Below are 19,628 nucleotides of genomic sequence, written 5' to 3' on the forward strand. Positions count from 1 at the left end.
GGGCAACCGTCAACGGTCCGCAACGGGCTTGGGCCTGAGTAGTACACATAGGTGTGCGAACAAGACCACCGGCACCACCACGGCGGGCAGCAGCACGTAGGTGCTGGTCAGCACCAGCCGGTTGGGCATGGCGTGGTTCAGTACCTGCATGGGGCCCGGCAGGCTCAGCACCGCGGTTACCACGATGTTCACCAAAAGGGCCAGGCACAGCAGGTTCCAGAACGGCAGCACCCAACGTTGGGGTGACTTGGAATAACGCAAGTAGGTCCATACCGGCGGCGCCGATAGCCCGCTAACGATGTCGAAGTTGGTGCCTTCGAAGGTCATGGTGCGGGGTACTTGGCCATCGAGCCATGCTTGGTGCAGCACCCATTCCACCCCCACGCGGCAGGTGTGCAGGAGGGTAAGTGCGCCCAGGTCAAGGGAGCGCATCCACTTTCGTCCTGCAGGCCGGGCCAGCACAGCCAGGATGACCAGCACGGAGGGTGCCAGCAACAGCACGGCCCGCGGGGGCAAGGTGTCCGTGCGGGCATAGAAGCCGTTCCCTTGAAGCACTAGGTGTACAACGCCCAGCACCGCACAAACGGCTACGGCGCGAAGGCCCGCCCCGCTGCGCCATAGGAAGAACAACGCCCAGGCCGATGAAAACAAGAAGAGGGTGGTCATGGTGTGCGTTCAGTTGAAGTTGCGCAGCACGCCCCAGCCCGCGATGGCCGCCACCCAACCCCACCAAAGCAGCCTGCGGACTTGGGTGGGCACCTGCTCGCCGAACCAGTGCAACAGGGCCCAGTGGAGCCCCGCCAGGGGAAGTGCCAAAAGAAGGAAGGCGTTGTGCCCCCAGGCGGTCTGGAAGTGACCGTGCAGGAGTTCGTGCACGCTGCGCTGGCTGCCGCAGCCGGGGCAATCCCAACCGGTGAAAAAGCGGAAAGGGCAGCTGGGATAGCCGCCCTTTCCGGGGTCGAAAGCATACAGGTAGGCCAGCAGAACAGCGCCGCCCAAGGCGGCCAGCCCTGTTCCCCAGCCCCGCATGGCTCAGCTCATGTGCTTGAGGTTGAGCGCATAGAGAATGATGAAGATGACCGGGAAGATGGCTCCAAGGGTTGCCATCAGACCACCGGCAAGACCGCCCACGAAGATGAACGGAGCTGCCACCGTTACCACTTGAGCCAACGTGTAGATGTAGAACCCGGTCTTCTTGAGCTTCCACATCATGAAGACACCGATGAGGCAGACGATCGCCGCCAGGCCCTGGATCAACGAGCTGGTGGCCATGGCGCCGAAATCCATGGAACCGCCGAGCGCATCGCCGATAGCACTGGCCATCTCGCGTTCCGCATCGCTCATTTCGCCGCTGGCCATGGCCTCGTCCATGGAGCTGCTGATCTCACTGGAGAGGGCATCACCCGAGCCCACAAGGGCCTTGTTGGTGAAATAGCCGGTGAATCCCCCGAAGATGCCGAGACCGCAGCCGATGAAGCTGAGGATGCAGAGCACGGTGAGGAATGTCGGCCGCTTAGGGGCGCCTGTGTTCATGTCGTTCATCGGGAAGAGGTGTTTTGGTTTGCTGCCAATCTATCCGGGTTCCCGATCCCTGCAAATCGGGTGGCCAAGGACTTTCCAACGGGGTTGTTAGCCCGTCAGTGCAGTGCAGCCGTTTGGAACGGCCCGCAGGCTAGCCTGAGCCAAGCAGAAAATACCCAGAAGTGGGTATTGTGGCCCCGGCAGAGGCTTGCTCATTTCGCCCGCATGTCAGCCCCGTTTCCCCGACCTGTCGCGCCCGCACCCCCGGCGGCCCACCCGCAACCCAGCAAAGCAGACCTGCACAGGCTGCGTTTGCTGCTGCGTGCCTTCAAGCGCCGGTGGGAGTGAGCGGATAGCAGGTCCCTGCGACAAGGCCCGGGCAACCGGGCCTTGTTCGTTGGTGTGCGGTCTGGCGTGCTACACGTACTTCCCCCCGCTCTCCTTACCGGCGTCCGTAACGAACTGCTTGATCTGCTGTTCGTCGTGCTGGCGGCACACGAGGAGCACATCGGGGGTGCTCACCACAATGCAGTTCTCGAGGCCTTGCAGCACGATGAGCCGTCCGTCCTCGGTGCGGATCATGTTGCCCTTGGCATCGTGCAGTTTCACGTTGGGGCCTACCACGGCATTGCCGTGCGCGTCCTTGGGCAGGTGGGTGTAAAGGCTGCCCCAAGTGCCCAGGTCGCTCCAGCCGAAGTCGCTTTGCACGGTGTACACGTTGCGGGCTTTCTCCATCACACCGTAGTCGATGCTGATGTTCTCACACTGCCCGTACATGCCATCGATGAAAGCCTGCTCGGCGGGTGTGCCGAAGGTGCCGGTGCCCGCGCTGAACTGTGCTTCCATCTGCGGCAGGTGCACTGCGAAGGCCTTGCTGATGCTCTTGAGGCTCCAGATGAAAATGCCGCTGTTCCAGAGGAAGTCGCCGCTCTTGAGGAAGGATTCGGCGGTGGCGTGGTCGGGCTTCTCGCGGAAGGTCTTCAAGCGCTTGACGCTGGGGTGCACGGTACCGGGCTCATCGGTCCATTGCAGGTAGCCGTAGCCCGTGTCGGGGCGCGTGGGTACTATGCCCAGGGTCACCAGGTTGTCGCCCATGGCCGCTTGGCGGAAGGCGTTCATAACGGTGGCGTGGAACTCGGGTTCCTTCAGCACCAAGTGGTCGCTGCTGGCCACCACAATGAGGGCATCGGGATCCTGTGCGGCAATGCGGTGGTTGGCGTAGGCAATGCACGGCGCGGTGTTGCGGCGGGCGGGCTCCAGCAGGATCTGCTCGTCGCGGATGGCGGGCAGCTGCTCCTTCACCAAAGCTTTGTAGCCTGCATTGGTCACCACCAGGATGTTCTCAGGCGGGCAGAGGGCCAGGAAACGGTCGTAGGTCTGCTGGAGCATGGTGCGGCCCATGCCGAGGACGTCGAGGAACTGCTTGGGGCGGGCACTGCGGCTCATGGGCCAGAAACGGCTGCCGATGCCGCCGGCCATGATGACGCAGTAGTGGTGCTTGGAGATCATTGGGGGCGCAAGATCGGTGGGGACGGGGACTGTAGCGAGCAGGGGCGGTGGAGTTGTTGGTTGGTGGGTGTTAGGCTGCCGGGGTTAGGAACGGGCCCATGCTTCATCGCTCAGAAGCTGCATGTACATCTCACACAGAGACACGAAGGCACGGAGAATGCGTGCCATGCTCACGGTTGTATGCTCTGTGTCTCCGTGTCTCTGTGTGAGATACCCGTTGATCCAAGCCTTGCATTTTCCCCCCGATCGAACAGTCGTCTCCTTACCCCGCCCGCAGCGCCTCCACGGGCTGGTCCACGTGCACCTCGGCCACGGGGTCGAAGCTGTAGGTGCGGCGGTCGTTGAGGCAGCGGCACATGTAGCGCTTACGCTGGCGAACGCCCTTCACGAAGAGGCGACCGTGGTGGCGGAAGATGGTCCGCTCCGGCAGCTCCTCCAGGAAGGTCACGGGCTCGGGGTCGTAGCGGCGTAGGATCCGCAGCAGGTGATGGTCCGTGCAACTGCTGGCCGGGGCGTCCGTGAGGTGGCGCTCAAGTGCAAGCAGCACATCGGCGGGGAACACCTCTCGGCTCATAAAGGGCCGCATGAGGCGGGCGTATTCGTCCTTCCACACCTTGCCGTGCGGATCGGTGAGGCGACGTGTGCGCAGGAATGCGCTGTAGTGCGCGAACTCGTGCACCAGGGTAACAAGGAAGGAGTACTTGTTCAGGTCGGCGTTCACGCTGATGCGGTGCGGCTGACCGCGGTGCGCAGCGCGGTAGTCGCCGAGCTTGCTTTTGCGGGGCCGGCTCACACGCACTTGCACGGGATAGCGGCGCATCCAGTCCTCCACCACGGGCACCGCAGCCTCGGGCAGTCGGCGGCGCAGGGCGTCGAAGGCGTCAACAGCGGCGAGCATCACGAGTGCCGTGGCGGAACCGAATTTGTCCCACTTGGAAGAGGGTAGGGGGATGACGGCTCAGCAACCGCACCGTGCACATCGTAGTTGCGCTCAGGCGCGGGCACGTGGTCCCAATGGGGGCAGTCGCACTTGTTCGGCTTGAACAGCGAACAGCCGCTGAGCAAAAGCAACGAAGCAACAAGGGCCAAGGCAGGCAGCGAGGTGCGGCGGTAACGCATGGTGTGCCAAATGTAGGATCGGCAGGGCATGCCGGAGCAACGCGAACGCGCGTGTTTTGTTGCCGTCAGCCCACGACCGTTGAAAGCCGTTGCAAAGACGCCTGAACCCCACGACCTGCCCCGATATCTTCGGCCCCCGTGCAGTTCCTCTACCACATCGGCCACTACACCCAGCTCATGGGCGAGGTGTTCGGCAAGCCGGAGCGTTTCCGCATTTACCTGCGCCGCACCCTGGAGGAGATCGATCTGCTGGGCGTGAAGAGCCTCGGCATTGTTTCCGTGCTGAGCGGGTTCATGGGGGCGGTCATCGCGCTGCAGACCAAGAGCAACATCACCAGCCCGCTCATTCCGGACAATCTGGTGGGATTCGCCACGCGACAGAGCACCATACTCGAGTTCAGTCCCACCATCATCGCGCTCATCCTGGCGGGAAAGGTGGCCGGCACCATTGCCGCCGAGATCGGCACCATGCGGGTGAAGGAGCAGATCGATGCTCTGGACATCATGGGTGTGAACAGTGCAGGTTACCTCATCCTGCCGAAAGTGGCGGCGGCGCTGCTCATCTTCCCGTTCCTCATCATCATCAGCATGTTCCTGAGCGTGTTCGGGGGCTATCTGATCGTTGCGGCCACGGGCATCATCAGCACGGCGGCTTATGACGAAGGCATCCGGCTGGATTTCGATCCGTTCACCGTCACATACGCGTTGATCAAAACGGAGGTCTTCGCGTTCATTATTACAACGGTTGGCGGCTATCACGGGTACATCACCCGGGGCGGCACGCGCGAGGTGGGCATCAGCAGCACCACCGGGGTGGTATGGAGCATCGTGGCCATCATCATCAGCAACTTCGTGCTCACCAAGCTCCTGCTCTGATGATCGAGGTGAAGGGCGTGAGCAAAAGGTTCGGTACAGCGCAGGTGCTCACCGATATCAGTGCCGTGTTCCAGAAGGGGTTGGTGAACCAGGTGATCGGCAAGAGCGGCAGCGGCAAGAGCGTGCTGGCCAAGTGCATTGTTGGTTTGCACGTTCCCGAGGAAGGTGAAGTGCTGTACGACGGCCGCAGCTTCCACAAGCTCGGGAAGGAGGACAAACGTGGCGTGCGCCAGGAGATCGGCATGCTGTTCCAGGGTGGTGCGCTGTTCGATTCGCTCACCGTGATCGAGAACGTGATGTTCCCGCTGCGCATGTTCGGCACCACCGACACCAAGGGGATGCGCGATCGTGCCGAGCATTGCCTGGAGCGCGTGAGCATTGCACCGGACAAGCACAAGCTCTTTCCCAGTGAGATCAGCGGTGGCATGCAGAAACGCGTGGGTATCGCCAGGGCCATTGCCATGCAGCCCAAGTACCTGTTGTGCGATGAACCCAACAGCGGTCTGGATCCGCAGACCAGCATCGTCATCGATCAGCTCATCGCTGAGCTTACCTTGGAGTACGACATCACCACAATCGTAATCACGCACGACATGAACAGCGTGATGGAGACCGGCGACAACATCATCTTCATCCACGAAGGGCGCAAGCATTGGCAGGGCAGCCGCGAGGACCTGCTTCACAGCGACAACCCCGAACTGAACGCCTTCGTGTACGCCAGCGGACTAATGAAGCAGGTGAAGAAGGCGATGGGCGGGTAGGTGGGGGATTGGATCTGTGTGACTTTGCTGGAAGAGGATGGTTCCGGTGGAATGGTGCCACGGGCGCGTATGCTCGGCTATTTGCCGAGGCGGCCTTCTCGCAACATACCGGGTGGTGAGAGAGGCGTAGCTTCGCGCTATGCGATTGGACGATCAGGCACTGGGGCAACTGCGTGCATACTTCGCCGGACAACCGGTGAAGCAGGCCTATTTGTTCGGGTCGTTCGCGCGTGGAGTAGCTGATGAACGAAGTGACGTGGATATCCTGGTGGAATTGGATCATAGCCGCCCGATCGGCTTGCACTTCGTGCAGATGGGCTTCGACCTGGAAGCCTTGCTCGCCCGTCCCGTGGACCTGGTGACCACCAAGGGCCTGAGTCCTTACGTGAAACCATACGTGGACCGCGACAAGCAGTTGATCTATGCGCGCAGCTGAAGCGGACCGCGCCAGGATCCTGCACATGCTGGATGCGATCCGGCAACTGGAAGCAAGTCCTGGTAGTGTTTCTGAGCGTGAATTGGATGCTGACCCCATGCTCCGGTTCGGAACGGTGAAGCTGATCGAGATAATCGGCGAAGCGGCCAACATGCTCACCAAGGAATTGCGAGCTGCCCATCCAGAAGTACCATGGCCACTGATGATCGGCATGCGGCATCGGTTGGTGCACGACTATTTCCGCATCGATACGGCCATCGTTGCCGAGGTGGTGGGCATGCACATCACTCCGCTCAAGAGCCAGTTGCAGTCCATCCTTGCGGACCTCCCGGAGTGAGCCGCTCACTTCCGGGTTGGCCTGAGCGGCCAGGACCCTGCTTGGCGCCCAAGGCGCGCGACCGATGAACACTCGGCTAAGCCGAGCGTTGGCTCACTTGCGATATTCAGGCTTGTCACCTCACGCGAGCTTGTGCTGGGGACACACGACTGATGAACACTAGGTACAGCCGAGCGTTCGCGGAGCCAATGCTCCATCAAGCATGTTCTGGTGCGTGGCCTTCAGCGGTCTATCGCCGCCTTTCGCCCCACATTCTGCGGCTCGTCCCCAAGTGGGATGTACAGTGAGGACGAAAGGGTCACTTCGGGACCAACAAACTTGAGAGCCCATGAAGAAGTGGATACCCGTGGTGGCGGCATGCATCGTGTTCACGTGCACGAAGACCAACGCGCAACAAGTGACAGTGGATGTGCTGGAGCCCGCCGCCATAGCAGGCAGCTATGCGCACACTTGGGCGGAGCCCGCAGCGGGCAGTTGGGCCACCCCGGACATGACCGATGCGGCCAACGCGGTAGTGGATACGGTGGCGTTGGCATTGGACGGTTCCGCGGCCGACAGCCTGTGCTGCAACGCCATTGCCAATCCTGCGGCCATCAACGGCAAGATCGCGTTGCTCTACCGGGGCAGCTGCGATTACAGCGAGAAGGCGCTCTTCTGCCAGAACGCTGGTGCCGTTGCAGTGGTCATCATCAACAACATTCCCGGTGCACCGGTTGGCATGGGCGCAGGTGCCGTGGGCACGCAGGTCAATATTCCCGTGTTCCAGATCGGCCAGGCTGAAGGGGCGGATTGGCGGGCACAATTGGATGCCGGTGCAACCGTGGTGGCTTTCCTGGGCAACAAGACGGGCTTCTTCGCGGACGACATCGGTTTCAAGAAGCAAGGCATGCTGATGCCCAAAGGCCTCAACTATCCCGCGCTGTTGGCGGGCAACAGCAGCGAGTACAGTGTGCAGCTGGGCGCTTGGGTCCACAACTTCGGGCAGCAGCCGCGCACTGGCGTTACGCTCACTGCCACGGTGGACCAAGGTGGTCCGCTGCTCTACAACGAGACGAGCGCTGCCGTAGACATCGCTTCTGGCGACAGCTCCTTCATCGTGCTGCCCGACTTCAGCCAGAACAGTTACGGTGGCGATTACCAGTTCACCTACACCACGGCCTTCGGTGGCACCGACCAGAGCACCGGCGACAACACCTTCGGGGTGGAACTGCGCATGGGCGAGGAGTTCGGCTATGCCCCTTGGGACGATGCCAACGACCGGCCCGTGGTGACCATCGGCACCCAACCCGCAGCACCCGCCGGTGCTTACACCAGTTGCGCGCACTTCCTGGATGGCAACGCCAGCCGCATCGGGGTGGCGGGCATGCACATCTACGCCGCCAAGAACGCACCGGGCAACATGCTCGGCGAACTGCTCACCCTCACCGTCTTCGAATGGCAGGATCAGTTCACCGGCTTGAGCGATGGCGCCTTTGCCTTCGATAACATCATGCCCGTGAGCGAAACGGAATACAATGTGACGGTGGACAGCAACCTCTTCATCGGGTATGTGCCGCTGGAAGATCCCATCGTGCTGCAGGACGACATGCGCTACCTCTTCTGTGTCACTGCGTTCAACAACGACATCTTCCTGGGCTACAACGAGGACGTGAACTACGACCAGAACGAACTGACCAACGATCAGCCGACCACCCCGAACCAGAACGGCACCAGTTGGTTCGTGGGCTTCGTGGGCGGTCCAGTGGCCACCGTTTCAGTGCGCACGGTGCCAGCGGCGAGCATTGGTATCCTTGAAGCGGACGGTCCTGAGGGCATCGGAGCGTATCCCAATCCCAGCAGCGGCCTATTTGCCATGGACCTTAGCGACCAAGGGCCGGTGGACATCACGGTGTTCGACGCGACCGGTCGGGTGGTGCGCACCGAGCACGTGACCGCCCGACTGCACGTCCTGGACCTGCGCCACGAAGCCCAAGGCATCTATGCGGTGGAGCTGCGCAGCGCAAAGGGCCGGAGCGCGGGCAGGGTAGTGGTGGAGCGCTAGAACAGGAAGCGCCAGGGGGACCTGTCGGCCTTTGCCGGCAGGTCCCCCCTTCTGTTCGGGCAAAGCCCTCCGGATATCTTCGCCCGCCTGTCCAAAAACAGGTGGATCGGATGGCGGCTCAAGGACGTTCGCAATGGTTGCGCTGGTTGATGCCGGTGTTGTTGGCCGTGGTCATCCTCATGGTGGGCTACTGGTGGATGAACATCTACACCCGCCACAACGAAAAGGTGGCCATCCCCGACCTGAAGGGCATGACGATCGAAGAGGCCAGCGCAGCATTGGCCAAGCGGGGACTTACTGCAGAGGTCATCGACAGCGTGTACAACGATGATGCCCCCAAAGGCACCGTTGTGGACCAGGAGCCGGATGCTGAATGGGAGGTGAAGCCCGACCGCCGTGTGTACCTAACCATGAACGCCAGCCAGCCCAAGATGCTGAACATGCCGGCGCTCATCAATCTGAGCAAGCGCCAGGCGATCAGCGTGCTCGACATCCTTGGTATCAAGGTGAAGGAGCTGCAGTACAAGCCCGATGCCTGCGTGGACTGTGTGCTGGACCAATTGTACAAGGGCAAACGCATCAAGCCCGAAGAGCGGATCCGACGCGGAGAGAGCATTACGCTGGTGCTGGGCAGCGGCGAGGGCGGCGAGCGCGTCCCAGTACCGGATGTGCGCGGGTTCACGCTGGGCGAGCTGGCCTCGGTGCTCAACCATGCATCGCTCAACCTTGGCGTGGTGGTGGAGTGCGAAGGATGCAATACGGCTGCCGACAGTGCGTTAGCCCGCGTGCAACGACAGCAACCCGGCGCAGGCATGAACAATCGCATCGCTCTCGGAGGCGCCATCGATGTATGGCTCACCGTCGATACGGCGGGCCTCGACCCGGATCGGTCGCTGCTCGACACCCTGCGGGCAGACACCCTGAAGACAGTCCTTGATGAAGAATAGCTTGACCTTTTCCGCCCTTCTGTTGAGCGGTGCGATCCTTGCGCAAGGCGACGGCATCGGCCCGCTGCACGCGCAGCCCGAGCAAGCCCGGCACCAGCGCGTACTGCGCAGCGGCCTCAACGAGTGGTTCATCTACCAGTACCTGCCACAGTCGCTCCCCATCTTCGATGACTTCAGTACCGACCGCACCCGTCACCTCGACGCGCAAGGCGGAGATGCCGGGGTGACGCTGATCGAGACCGTGTACCATTTGGAGGTCAGTGGAGTGAGCGCGCCCGACCAAGCCTTCATGCTCGATCCTACGTACACTTACACATGGGAGGTATTGCCTGACACCACCATCCTGGACACCATTGAGAACGCCAGTGTGAGCGTGGTCGTCACCGACATCACCACCTACCCGGGCAGCAGCCAGACCATGACGCTGTGGCCGCCTTACACGCAATTCGACACCATCGGGGGCAGCAGCACCCAGATCCCCTTGGCACCTGACTTCGTCCAGGATTCACTGCTCGTGTACGATGTGACAGCGAATGCCGAGCTGTTCGATTGCGCTCCCGGAAGTGCACCCTTGATCCTGTGGGAAGAGGACGACGTGTACATCAACGGCACCTATCCGGTGGATCCCCCCACGGTCGGTGTGGCATCGTTCGAAGGGCTCGACCGGACCGGCTACCCATACGACTTCGATGTGCCTACATCGTACGGCTTGTGCGATCAGCTGACCAGCGTGCCCATCAGCATGGCCTACCCGGCAAGCGATAGCATCTACCTCAGTTTCTTCTACCAGGCACAAGGCCTCAGCGGCGACAATATCCCGCAGAACGAGGACAGCTTACGCCTGGAGTTCTACGCCGCCAATGAGGACCTCTGGTACTTGGTGTGGTCCACAGGTTACACGGCCATGCAGCCCTTCGAGCAGGTGATGTTGAAGATCACCGACCAACGCTTCCTCACCAACAACTTCCGTATGCGTTTCAGTAACGTGGGCACGCGCAGCGGGGCGTTGGACCATTGGCACCTGGACTATGTGCGCCTCGGCCGTCAGCGCGCATACGACGACACTGTCCTCGTGGACGTGACACATGTGATGCCGGAGAGCACGTTGCTCGGTGCGTATACCAGCATGCCTTACTCGCATTTCGCGGCGAGCCCCAGTGCCTACATGGCCAGTAGTCTTACCGCGAGCCAGAAGAACAACCGGTTGGATCCTGCTTTCGTCACCTACGGCTATCAGGTGTTCGATGCGGACGGAAACCTCATCCACGATTACGACCAGGGAACCAACACCGCAGCACCGCCGACTTCATCCTTTCCTGTGAATTACCCGGTGACGAACGACGGGTTCACTTACCCCGCACCGGTCACGGACACCTGTGCATACTTCGACGTGCACTTCTGGACGAACGCTACGCCCGACATCAACCGCTGCAACGACACCATCCGGTTCAAGCAGGAGTTCACCAGCTACTACGCGTATGATGATGGCAGCGCCGAGGCCGGCTACTTCGTGAATACGGCTGGAGCCAGGATCGCCCACCGGTTCGACATGAACGGCAGCGACACGTTGCGCGCCGTGCGCATCTACTTCGATCCCATCTTCGAGGATCCCAGCAACAGTTCGTTCCTGCTCACCGTGTGGAGCAGCGTGAGCCCCGAGACCGTTCTCTTCCAGAACGTGAGCTTCAGCAACCCGGAGTACGTGCGTTGGGGCCCGAACAAGTTCGTTGAGTACCCGTTGGACCAGGAGGTCGTGGTCAGCGGCACGTTCTATGTCGGCTTCGTGCAGTCGGCGGCCACCAAATTGAACGTGGGCTTCGACCGCAATCGCGACTTCGGAGACAAGGTGTACTACAAGGTGAGCGGTGCTTTCCAGCAGACCACTCAGGAAGGCGCGCTGATGCTCCGTCCGGTGTTCAAGGCGAAAAAGGACCCGTTCCTGGGCATCGAGCAACCGGTTGCTTCAACCACCACCGTGCATGTGTTCCCGAACCCTGCACAGGATGTGTTGAACGTGACCTTGACCGGCGTCAACAGCGGTGTACAGTTGCAGGTCGTGGACGCCACTGGTCGCGTTTTGATCACCGAAAGCGGCTCGCGCATGGCATCCATTGCCACCAGCACCTTCGCTTCAGGCCTGTATGTGCTGCGCGTGCGCGACTTGTCCGGTGCATTGCTGGCGACGGAGCGGTTCATGGTGCAGCGTTAGTGTTCAGCCCGGATCGTTCGTGCCTGCCTAGCGCGGTGTTGGCGACATTTGCCGCCCCTGCACACCTGGGCATCCATGACCACTGACGCCAACGAGGCCACCATCGGCGAGAGCCCGGACGAACAAGAGCTCTTCGAGCATCATCGCATCGTATGCGATCCCGGGCAGTCGCTCATGCGGTTGGACAAGTTCCTGGGCGAACGCTTGGCCAACACATCGCGCACCCGCGTGCAGGCTGCTGCCAAGAGCGGCAACGTGCTGGTGAACGACAAGCCCGAAAAGCCGAGCTACAAGGTGAAGCCCGGCGATGTGATCAGTGTGGTGCTGCCGTATCCGGTGCGGGAAGTGGAGATCCTTCCGGAGGACATCCCGCTGGAAGTGCTGTACGAGGACGATGACCTGCTCATCATCAACAAGCAACCCGGATTGGTGGTGCACCCCGGTCACGGCAACTGGACCGGCACATTGGTGAACGCGCTGATGTTCCACTTCGGGAAACTGCCCAGTGCGAAGAACCAGCCCACGCCACGGCCCGGTCTTGTGCACCGTTTGGACAAGGACACCAGCGGTGTGATGGTGATCGGGAAGACCGAGGAAGCCCTGACGCACCTTGCGCGCCAGTTCTATGACCGCACGAACGACCGCCGCTACTACGCATTGGTATGGGGCGACTTCGCCGAGGACGAAGGCACCATTGAAGGGAACCTCGGCCGCTCCTTGAGGGATCGTACCGTGATGCAGGTGTTCCCGGAGGGCGACCAAGGCAAGACGGCCATCACGCACTGGAAAGTCGTTGAGCGCTTCACGTACGTGACCTTGGTGGAGTGCAAGCTGGAGACCGGCCGCACCCACCAGATCCGAGCGCACATGCGGTGGATCGGCCATCCGCTCTTCGGTGATGCCGACTACGGGGGTGATCAGGTGTTGAAGGGCACCGTGTTCACCAAGTACAAGCAGTTCGTCATGAACTGCTTCAAGGCCCTGCCCCGGCAAGCCCTGCATGCTCGCATGCTGGAACTGGACCATCCCACTACCGGCAAACGCATCGTGTTCGAGAGCCCTCTGCCCGCCGATATGCAAAGCGTGCTGGAGAAGTGGCGCACTTATGCGAATGCGCGGCCGATGGTGGAGGAGGAGGAAGGGGAGGAGGAATAGGCAAGGCTATGGGACTACTTGTTCTTGCATTGCTGGCCGCCTACTGGTATTCTTTCTCCAAGGTGTGGCGGGGAGGGTTTGCTGCCAGTGGCTGGATTCGCGCGAACGGGCTCGTAGCCCTTGTTCTGTTGGTGCCGGCCCCGATCGTATTGGCCGGTATCTACTACTTCATGATCATGGATTGGCCCATGAACATTGGCGGCAAACCGAACTATTCGCTCTACCACAACCTGCCGATTTGGCCTGTTGTACTAGTGGCTTGGGTCGGTGTACTTCCGTCTTGGTGGTACCTACGGAGGCGCATCCGTAGAGCCCGACGGAACGGGAACCTCACACCGCCCTGATCACTTTGCCGTTCGGCGTGCGCTCGAACAAGCGCCGCGCCATGACCCGTCGTGGTAGCTCGTGCTCATCGAGGACATCCTTCAGGATATCGAGCACCTCCTGCACCACCTTCTCATCGGGATCGCTCATTTCCAGCACGAGCATCACGCCCTCGCCCAGCTTGTCATCGGGGAAGGCAGCGAAGAAGTGCGGGTAGGGCACGAGCCCCGAGGTCTTCGCCTCCAGTTGCTCCGGGTAGATCTTCTTGCCCCCACTGAGGATCACGTTGTCGTGGCGCCCGAGCCAGCGGAAGTGGCGGTTGTCCAGCAGGTCCACCATGTCGTTCGTCACGTGCTCCTTTACGGTAAGGTGCGGCGTATGCACGATGAGGCATCCGCGTTCGTCACGAGCGAAGGTGATGTCGCCCAATGCAGTGAACATGGTGCTGCGCTCCGGGCCGTTCAACTGCCGCAGGGCCACGTGTGTGATAGTCTCCGTACTGCCGTAGCCCAGATACACACGTGTGCGCAGTCCTTGTAGATCCTCGATGAGCGCATCGCTTACGGGACCACCGCCGAGCAGTACGGTATCGAACTGGCGCTCCACGCGGGCTTTGTCTTCTTGGATAGCACGGTAGAGTTGTAGAGGCACCATGGCCGTGAAACGGAAGCGGTCCTCGGTGCGCAGGTTCTCCAATACTGCCCCGCGCGGATCCACGATATGCAGGTCGAGGCCGATGACGAACGCGCGCACCACCATCATCTTTCCCGCGATGTATTCGCACGGCAGGCAGAGCAACGACCGGTCACCCTCGTGCAGCTTGAAGGCTTCGGCCGTGAGGCGCGCGCTGGCGATGAGGTCGCGGCGCGGAATGGAGAGGGCTTTGGGCGGGCTTGTGGTGCCACTGGTGCGCACGGCGAGCGGCCCCTTGTGCAGGCTCAGGTCGGTGAGCAGTGTTTCGAGGATCACGCTCCAGCTCGCGCCGCCCGAAGCGGCATGCAGTTCCGTGGCCTTGCGCCGGACCGCTGCCCCTTCATAGGCCGTACCGTCGATGATGATGCGGTGGAAGCGGTCCATGGTTCAGGAGATGATGCGCGACAGGTCCCACTCGAGCTCGGGCCGGTATCGCAGCTCGCCGCGCGCTGCCACCAGCGGGCAAGGGATGTTGTTCGCATAAACGTTGCCGGTGCCCAATCCTTGTGCACCGTGGGTAGCGAGCGTGGCGGTCCATTGCGCAATGGCGTTGAGCCCGATGCTGCTCTCCAGCGCGCTGGTGATCCACCAACCGATCTTCCGTTCGTTGGCCAGCGCGATCCATTCCTCGGCCGCTGCCCATCCACCAACGAGGCTCGGTTTAATGACGATGCGTTGCGGCTTGACTTGGTCCAGAAGGTCGGACTTTGCGTCGCGGGTGTTGAGGCCGATCAAGTCTTCATCCAAGGCGATGGGAAGCGGAGCGGACGCGCACAATTCCTCCATCACTTCATAGAGCCCAGGCGGTACGGGTTGTTCGATGCTCTCCACGTCCAGGTCAGCCAGCCTCTTCAGAACGTCGGGCGCACTGCGCGCATCGAATGCGCCGTTCGCATCCACGCGCAGGGTGATGTCCTTCGTGCTGAACTCCGAACGCACGGCTTTCAAGAGCGCCAGTTCGTCCTCGATGCCGATGGCCCCGATCTTCATCTTCACGGTGGTGAAGCCCTTGTCGATCTGCTCCCGTATGCGCTGCTGCATGGTGGACTTGTCGCCCATCCATACCAAACCGTTGATCAGTATGCCATGCTGGCCGAGCGTGAAGGCCGAAGGGTAGAGCATCTTGCTACCGCTGGCATCGAGGTCCTTCAGGCACTGCTCCACGGCGAAGCGCACGCTGGGGACTTCCACCAGATCGCCGTTCAACCGTTCGCGCCAGTTGCTGGTGTCCAGGCACAGCTCCAGCAACTTGGTCTTCACCTCCGCCGGGAACTCCTTGCTGTGGCCGGGGAAGAGCGCCGCCTCGCCGATACCGCGCACCTCGGGCCGGTCGGCGTGCCAGGCGATGAGGTACCACACCGTGCGCGCGTTGATGGCGCCTTTCGAGGTGCCGAGCTCAAAACGCGGGGTGAGGGTGATCTCCTTCCAGGCGGCGCGGATCATACCGCTAAGATCAGGCCTAGTGAGAACAGCAACGCCGTGAGGAAGGTGCCCATTGCCAACACCTTGAGTTGGGGATCGAGCGCGCGTGGCTCCGGGACGGTCCAAACGCGGCGCAGGTGTATGATGAAGCCCGGCAGCACCAGCATGAAGAGCCATGCCTGCCATTGGTGGACCATCCAAGCGAAAACGCTCAGTGCGACAACCCCGCCAAGTACAAGAATGGTGTGGTACACCTTGGCGTAGTGGGCACCCATGCGCACCACCAGTGTCCGTTTTCCGCTGGCCGCATCGTTGTGGATGTCGCGCATGTTGTTCACGTTGAGGACACCGGTGCTGAGCAAGCCGAAGGCGATGGCGGGAAGCATCAGCACCGGATGAAAGGCGCCTGAGTGCAAGTAGAAGGTGCCACAGACCCCCACGATCCCGAAGAAGATGAACACGCTGATGTCGCCCAGCCCGGCGTAGCCGTATGGGTTGCTGCCGAAGGTGTACTTCACTGCAGCGCCGATCGCGAGGATGCCAAGCAACAAGAAGAGCAATGTCTTCAGCGTGAAGCCGAGCGCTACCGTGATGAGCGCACACCCACCGATGAAGGCCAGCACGCCGCAGATGAGCATCGCGCCCTTCATGCGCGCCGGTGTGATGGCACCGCTCTGCACCGCTCGTTGCGGGCCCACCCGATCGGCGTTGTCCGTGCCGTGCTGGTGATCGCCCAGATCGTTGGCGAGGTTGCTGAGGACCTGGAGGAGGATGGCGGTGAGAAGGGCGAGCACTAGCACTGGTGGATGGAACTGGTCCGGCCCGCTGTACCTGAATTGATCGGCCACGTACGCCAACGCGCTCCCCACAAGTATGCTGCTCACCGCCAAAGGCAGGGTGCGCAGGCGGAAGGCGTGGAGCCAGTGTTTCATCGGTTGGACTCGAGGAACTCCTTCCAGTTTGCGGTCCAGTATTCCCGAATGAAGTCCCATTTGGAAACACCCGAACTACAGCCAGCATCAAAGACCAAGGAATCCATCACGACAAGGTCATCCGATGTTCCGGAATCTGCGGCATAGCTGATCCTAGCGAGCGTTCTGGTTATGTCCTCACAACCCTCGCCGTGGATGTTCCCTACACGCACGGCCATGCTGTCATCGAGGAAGAACAAATCAGAATCCCAGTTCATGTCGGCACATCCAGAGCGATGGTATGAGTAGAAAAGGCCCGTTCCTTGAAGCTCAGTGGAGGACGGGAACGAACTGAAGAGTTGGACCTCAACGAACCCGTTACTATGCGTGGAGTATCGTATCAGTTCCTCGATACCCGGCATATTGGTAATATGATGGATTATAATGTCGTCATGCCCGTCACTGTCAAAATCGCGGACCGTCAAGCCGTTCGTTGGGCCACGGAACCGGAATACTGTGTCGAGGTCTTTGACAACAAGCAGAGTGTCCAAGTTGGCGTAAACGGTATAGCGTGCTCCACCCGCTTGCAAGGAGTCAACCGTTGTGAAATGGCTTCCCTGGGATGTGCTTGGGAAAGTTGATGGGGCACGACGCCGGTGTGAACAAGAAACGAACACAAGCCAAGAACATGATGCGATTGTCCATGTCCAAAGTCGGAACGCCTGGAGCCAGTGCTTCATCTCTGTGAACCTCTGTGCCCTTCGTGCCTCTGTGGTGAACCTGTCACGGGAACTTCGGGAACTTCTGGAAGTCCGGTGCCCGCTTCTCCAGGAACGCGTTGCGCCCTTCCTGTGCTTCGTCCATCAGGTAGTACATCAACGTGGCGTCGCCAGCGAACTCCATCAGACCGCGTTGACCATCGAGTTCGGCATTCAAGCCACGCTTGATCATGCGCAAGGCGAGCGGGCTGCGCTGCATCATGATGCGACACCACTCCACGGTGGTATCCTCCAGCTCGGCCAGTGGCACCACCTTGTTCACCATGCCCATGTCGAGCGCTTCTTGCGCACTGTACTGCAAGCACAGGAACCAGATCTCCCGGGCTTTCTTCTGCCCGACATGTCGCGCCAAGTAGTTGCTGCCGAAACCAGCGTCGAAGCTGCCCACCTTGGGACCGGTCTGCCCGAAACGCGCGTGGTCCGCGGCGATGGTGAGGTCGCACACCACGTGCAGCACGTGGCCGCCGCCAATGGCGTAGCCGTTCACCATGGCCACTACGGGTTTGGGCAGCTCGCGGATGCGCTTGTGCAGATCGAGCACGTTGAGGCGCGGGATGCCATCCGTGCCGATGTAACCGCCGCGTCCCTTCACGTTCTGGTCGCCGCCGCTGCAGAAGGCCTTATCGCCTGCGCCGGTAAGTACCACTACACCAATGTTCGGGTCTTCCCGCGCGATGTCCATCGCATCGATCATCTCCTTGTTGGTGTCCGGGCGGAAGGCGTTGTACACCTCGGGCCGGTTGATCATGATCTTGGCGATGCCTTCGAAGAACTCGAACTTGATGTCCGTGTAGTCTTTGATGGTGGTCCAGTTGCGGGAACTCATTGAATGCAGATTAACCGCGACGGCGCGACGAACGCAATGGATGCGCAACGATCATGTCGAGCGGAGTTGTTGGAAGTACTCGCGCAACACCTTGGGTGAGGTATGCGCGTCGGTGGTGATGTGGAGAACAGCAGGGCGTTCGTGTACCGCGTACAACTTGTCGAGCCCAGCTTCCAACGAGGCTTGGTCATTGGCGTGGCAGTACGGCAGGTCGTAGCTCTTCACCAGCCTCTCAATGTTACGGGTGTGCGGTGCCTCGAACCACTTGAGCAGTTCGGGGTCCTTGTCAGGCCCATCGATGTAGCGGAAGATGTTGCCGCCACCGTTGTCGATGACGATGATCTTCAGGTGAGGCGACAGGTGCTCATTCCAGAACGCATTGCTGTCGTAGCAGAAGGCGGTGTCGCCGGTGATGAGAGTGGTGGTTTTCTGTAATGCGAATGCCGCGCCGACCGCGGTGCTCGTGCAGCCATCGATGCCGCTCGTGCCACGGTTACTGAACCAACGGATGCCACGCACCCGATCGAAGAGCTGCACGTAGCGCGCGGGCGTGCTGTTCGCCACGTGCACGTCGCTGTCGCCGGGGATACGATCGTTGAGCGTGTTGAACACGGTAAGGTCACAGAACGGCGCCGAGGCAACGATGCGGTTGTGCAGGCCCCGTGTGCGTTGGTCCACCATACGCCAGGCCTCGCCGTAGATGCTCTCGTTCCCTTGTGCGCCGTTCATTACTTGGGCGAAGAAGATCTCCGGGTTCACGGCAATGTCGTGCGTCAAGCTCTGGTATGTGTCGTAGTGCCGTTGGCCCACGTCCACGTTCCAGTGCTGTTCCGGTCGCCACTTGCGGAGCAGGGTCTTCACGCGTTTGCTCACGATCGCACCACCGAAGGTGATGAGCAGGTCCGGCTTCAGGTCGGCTTCATTGCTATCGTTCACACCTTCAATTGCACGGTCGATGCAACCGATGAACGCGGGGTCTTCAAGGTTGCTGGTCGCTTCCGTGTGCACTGAAACCTGCGGCAAGGCTGCAAGCCTTTGGAGTTGCGCCTTGAGCCCCTCGCTCCACAGTCCTTGGCCGGCGAGCACCAGCACCTTTTTCCGTGCGCTCACCTGTCCGATGAGCCAGCGGGCATGGTCCGGGAGGATGAACGGCTCGGTCATCACCGGCGCGATCAGTCTGGACGGGCGTCCCGCCTGTCCATCCCCGACCATGCCATACAGCGGCTCTGCGAACGGTACGTTAACATGCACCGGTCCCGGCACGGGCAGCAATGTGGCATCGATGGCTTCGTTGATCAAGCGCCCGCAATGCCAGCGGGAAAGCGGATCAGAGGTGATCCGCGGCAACTGCACGCTGCGCTTCATGTGCAAGGCGAGCACGCCCTGTTGCCGGATGGCCTGGCCCTCGCCTTGGTCCACCCATTCCTCGGGCCGGTCAGCCGTGATCACGAGCAGGGGCACTCGCTGGTAGAATGCTTCTGCTATCGCTGGTCCGTAGTTCAGCACGGCACTACCACTGGTGCAAATGAGCGCCACCGGCGCATGCAGCTGCTGGGCCATGCCCAATGCGAAGAAGGCAGCACTGCGCTCGTCGATCACTTGAAGGCATTGCATGCCCTCCTGCCCGTTGAACGCTACGACCAGTGGTGCACTGCGCGAACCCGGACTGATCACGGCATGGCGGACTCCTTTCGCGAAGCAAAGCCGCGCGAGCTCTGCGGCGGCGAAGTGGTCGCTTGTTGCCATCGGGCCGCGAATGTAC

At 61.1% G+C, this 19,628-nt stretch carries 19 protein-coding genes; 8 read left to right on the forward strand and 11 right to left on the reverse strand.

Annotated features, from left to right (window positions below; translation table 11 throughout):
• Positions 1–9: 9 nt before the first annotated feature.
• The 5 genes from IPJ76_12410 to IPJ76_12430 all read right to left on the reverse strand — a co-directional run bounded on the left by IPJ76_12410 (position 10) and on the right by IPJ76_12430 (position 3,928).
• Positions 10–666, reverse strand: a complete 657-nt coding sequence (locus tag IPJ76_12410) for a hypothetical protein (GenBank protein QQR85409.1) — start codon at positions 664–666, stop codon at positions 10–12.
• Between the two features lie 9 nt (positions 667–675).
• Positions 676–1,029 carry a DUF2752 domain-containing protein gene (locus IPJ76_12415; GenBank protein QQR85410.1) on the reverse strand — a complete coding sequence of 118 codons (354 nt, stop codon included), beginning with the start codon at positions 1,027–1,029 and terminating at the stop codon, positions 676–678.
• A 3-nt stretch (positions 1,030–1,032) separates the two neighbouring features.
• Complete coding sequence (locus IPJ76_12420) at positions 1,033–1,542, reverse strand: hypothetical protein (protein ID QQR85411.1); 510 nt, start codon at positions 1,540–1,542, stop codon at positions 1,033–1,035.
• Positions 1,543–1,938: 396 nt separating this feature from the next.
• Positions 1,939–3,030, reverse strand: a complete 1,092-nt coding sequence (locus IPJ76_12425) for a mannose-1-phosphate guanylyltransferase (protein ID QQR85412.1) — start codon at positions 3,028–3,030, stop codon at positions 1,939–1,941.
• Positions 3,031–3,292: 262 nt separating this feature from the next.
• On the reverse strand, positions 3,293–3,928 hold the full coding sequence (locus tag IPJ76_12430; GenBank protein QQR85413.1) for a SprT-like domain-containing protein: 636 nt from the start codon (positions 3,926–3,928) through the stop codon (positions 3,293–3,295).
• 398 nt (positions 3,929–4,326) lie between these two features.
• Between IPJ76_12430 and IPJ76_12435 the strand changes: the two genes are divergently transcribed.
• The 8 genes from IPJ76_12435 (at position 4,327) to IPJ76_12470 (ending at position 12,911) form a co-directional block, all read left to right on the forward strand.
• Entirely contained in the window at positions 4,327–5,025 is a 699-nt protein-coding gene (locus IPJ76_12435; GenBank protein ID QQR88458.1) for an ABC transporter permease, read from the forward strand.
• The gene (locus tag IPJ76_12440) at positions 5,025–5,786 is read left to right on the forward strand and encodes an ATP-binding cassette domain-containing protein (protein ID QQR85414.1); all 762 of its coding nucleotides are present in this window, start codon (positions 5,025–5,027) and stop codon (positions 5,784–5,786) included. The genes IPJ76_12435 and IPJ76_12440 overlap by 1 nt, the downstream gene beginning before the upstream one ends.
• Before the next feature lie 139 nt (positions 5,787–5,925).
• Entirely contained in the window at positions 5,926–6,222 is a 297-nt protein-coding gene (locus tag IPJ76_12445) for a nucleotidyltransferase domain-containing protein (protein QQR85415.1), read from the forward strand.
• The gene (locus IPJ76_12450; GenBank protein ID QQR85416.1) at positions 6,209–6,559 is read left to right on the forward strand and encodes a DUF86 domain-containing protein; all 351 of its coding nucleotides are present in this window, start codon (positions 6,209–6,211) and stop codon (positions 6,557–6,559) included. Before IPJ76_12445 ends, IPJ76_12450 begins: the two co-directional genes overlap by 14 nt.
• 328 nt (positions 6,560–6,887) lie before the next feature.
• Complete coding sequence (locus IPJ76_12455; protein QQR85417.1) at positions 6,888–8,600, forward strand: T9SS type A sorting domain-containing protein; 1,713 nt, start codon at positions 6,888–6,890, stop codon at positions 8,598–8,600.
• 149 nt (positions 8,601–8,749) lie between these two features.
• Positions 8,750–9,547, forward strand: a complete 798-nt coding sequence (locus IPJ76_12460; GenBank protein QQR85418.1) for a PASTA domain-containing protein — start codon at positions 8,750–8,752, stop codon at positions 9,545–9,547.
• Complete coding sequence (locus tag IPJ76_12465) at positions 9,537–11,756, forward strand: T9SS type A sorting domain-containing protein (GenBank protein ID QQR85419.1); 2,220 nt, start codon at positions 9,537–9,539, stop codon at positions 11,754–11,756. Before IPJ76_12460 ends, IPJ76_12465 begins: the two co-directional genes overlap by 11 nt.
• A gap of 75 nt (positions 11,757–11,831) precedes the next feature.
• On the forward strand, positions 11,832–12,911 hold the full coding sequence (locus IPJ76_12470; protein ID QQR85420.1) for an RluA family pseudouridine synthase: 1,080 nt from the start codon (positions 11,832–11,834) through the stop codon (positions 12,909–12,911).
• A 330-nt stretch (positions 12,912–13,241) separates the two neighbouring features.
• Here IPJ76_12470 and IPJ76_12475 read toward each other — a convergent pair whose 3' ends face one another.
• The 6 genes from IPJ76_12475 to menD all read right to left on the reverse strand — a co-directional run bounded on the left by IPJ76_12475 (position 13,242) and on the right by menD (position 19,612).
• Positions 13,242–14,312, reverse strand: coding sequence for an AMP-binding protein (locus IPJ76_12475; protein QQR85421.1), 1,071 nt, complete (start codon positions 14,310–14,312; stop codon positions 13,242–13,244).
• Positions 14,313–14,315: 3 nt separating this feature from the next.
• Entirely contained in the window at positions 14,316–15,371 is a 1,056-nt protein-coding gene (locus IPJ76_12480; protein QQR85422.1) for an o-succinylbenzoate synthase, read from the reverse strand.
• Positions 15,368–16,342, reverse strand: coding sequence for a 1,4-dihydroxy-2-naphthoate polyprenyltransferase (locus IPJ76_12485; protein QQR85423.1), 975 nt, complete (start codon positions 16,340–16,342; stop codon positions 15,368–15,370). The genes IPJ76_12480 and IPJ76_12485 overlap by 4 nt, the downstream gene beginning before the upstream one ends.
• Positions 16,279–16,812 (reverse strand): hypothetical protein, encoded by a 534-nt coding sequence (locus IPJ76_12490; protein QQR85424.1) that lies wholly within the window; start codon positions 16,810–16,812, stop codon positions 16,279–16,281. Before IPJ76_12490 ends, IPJ76_12485 begins: the two co-directional genes overlap by 64 nt.
• Positions 16,813–17,044: 232 nt before the next feature.
• On the reverse strand, positions 17,045–17,866 hold the full coding sequence (gene menB / locus IPJ76_12495) for a 1,4-dihydroxy-2-naphthoyl-CoA synthase (GenBank protein ID QQR85425.1): 822 nt from the start codon (positions 17,864–17,866) through the stop codon (positions 17,045–17,047).
• 51 nt (positions 17,867–17,917) lie between these two features.
• Entirely contained in the window at positions 17,918–19,612 is a 1,695-nt protein-coding gene (menD, locus tag IPJ76_12500; GenBank protein QQR85426.1) for a 2-succinyl-5-enolpyruvyl-6-hydroxy-3-cyclohexene-1-carboxylic-acid synthase, read from the reverse strand.
• Positions 19,613–19,628: the final 16 nt, after the last annotated feature.

This window comes from Flavobacteriales bacterium, from assembly GCA_016699575.1.
GTDB lineage: Bacteria > Bacteroidota > Bacteroidia > Flavobacteriales_F > PHOS-HE28 > PHOS-HE28.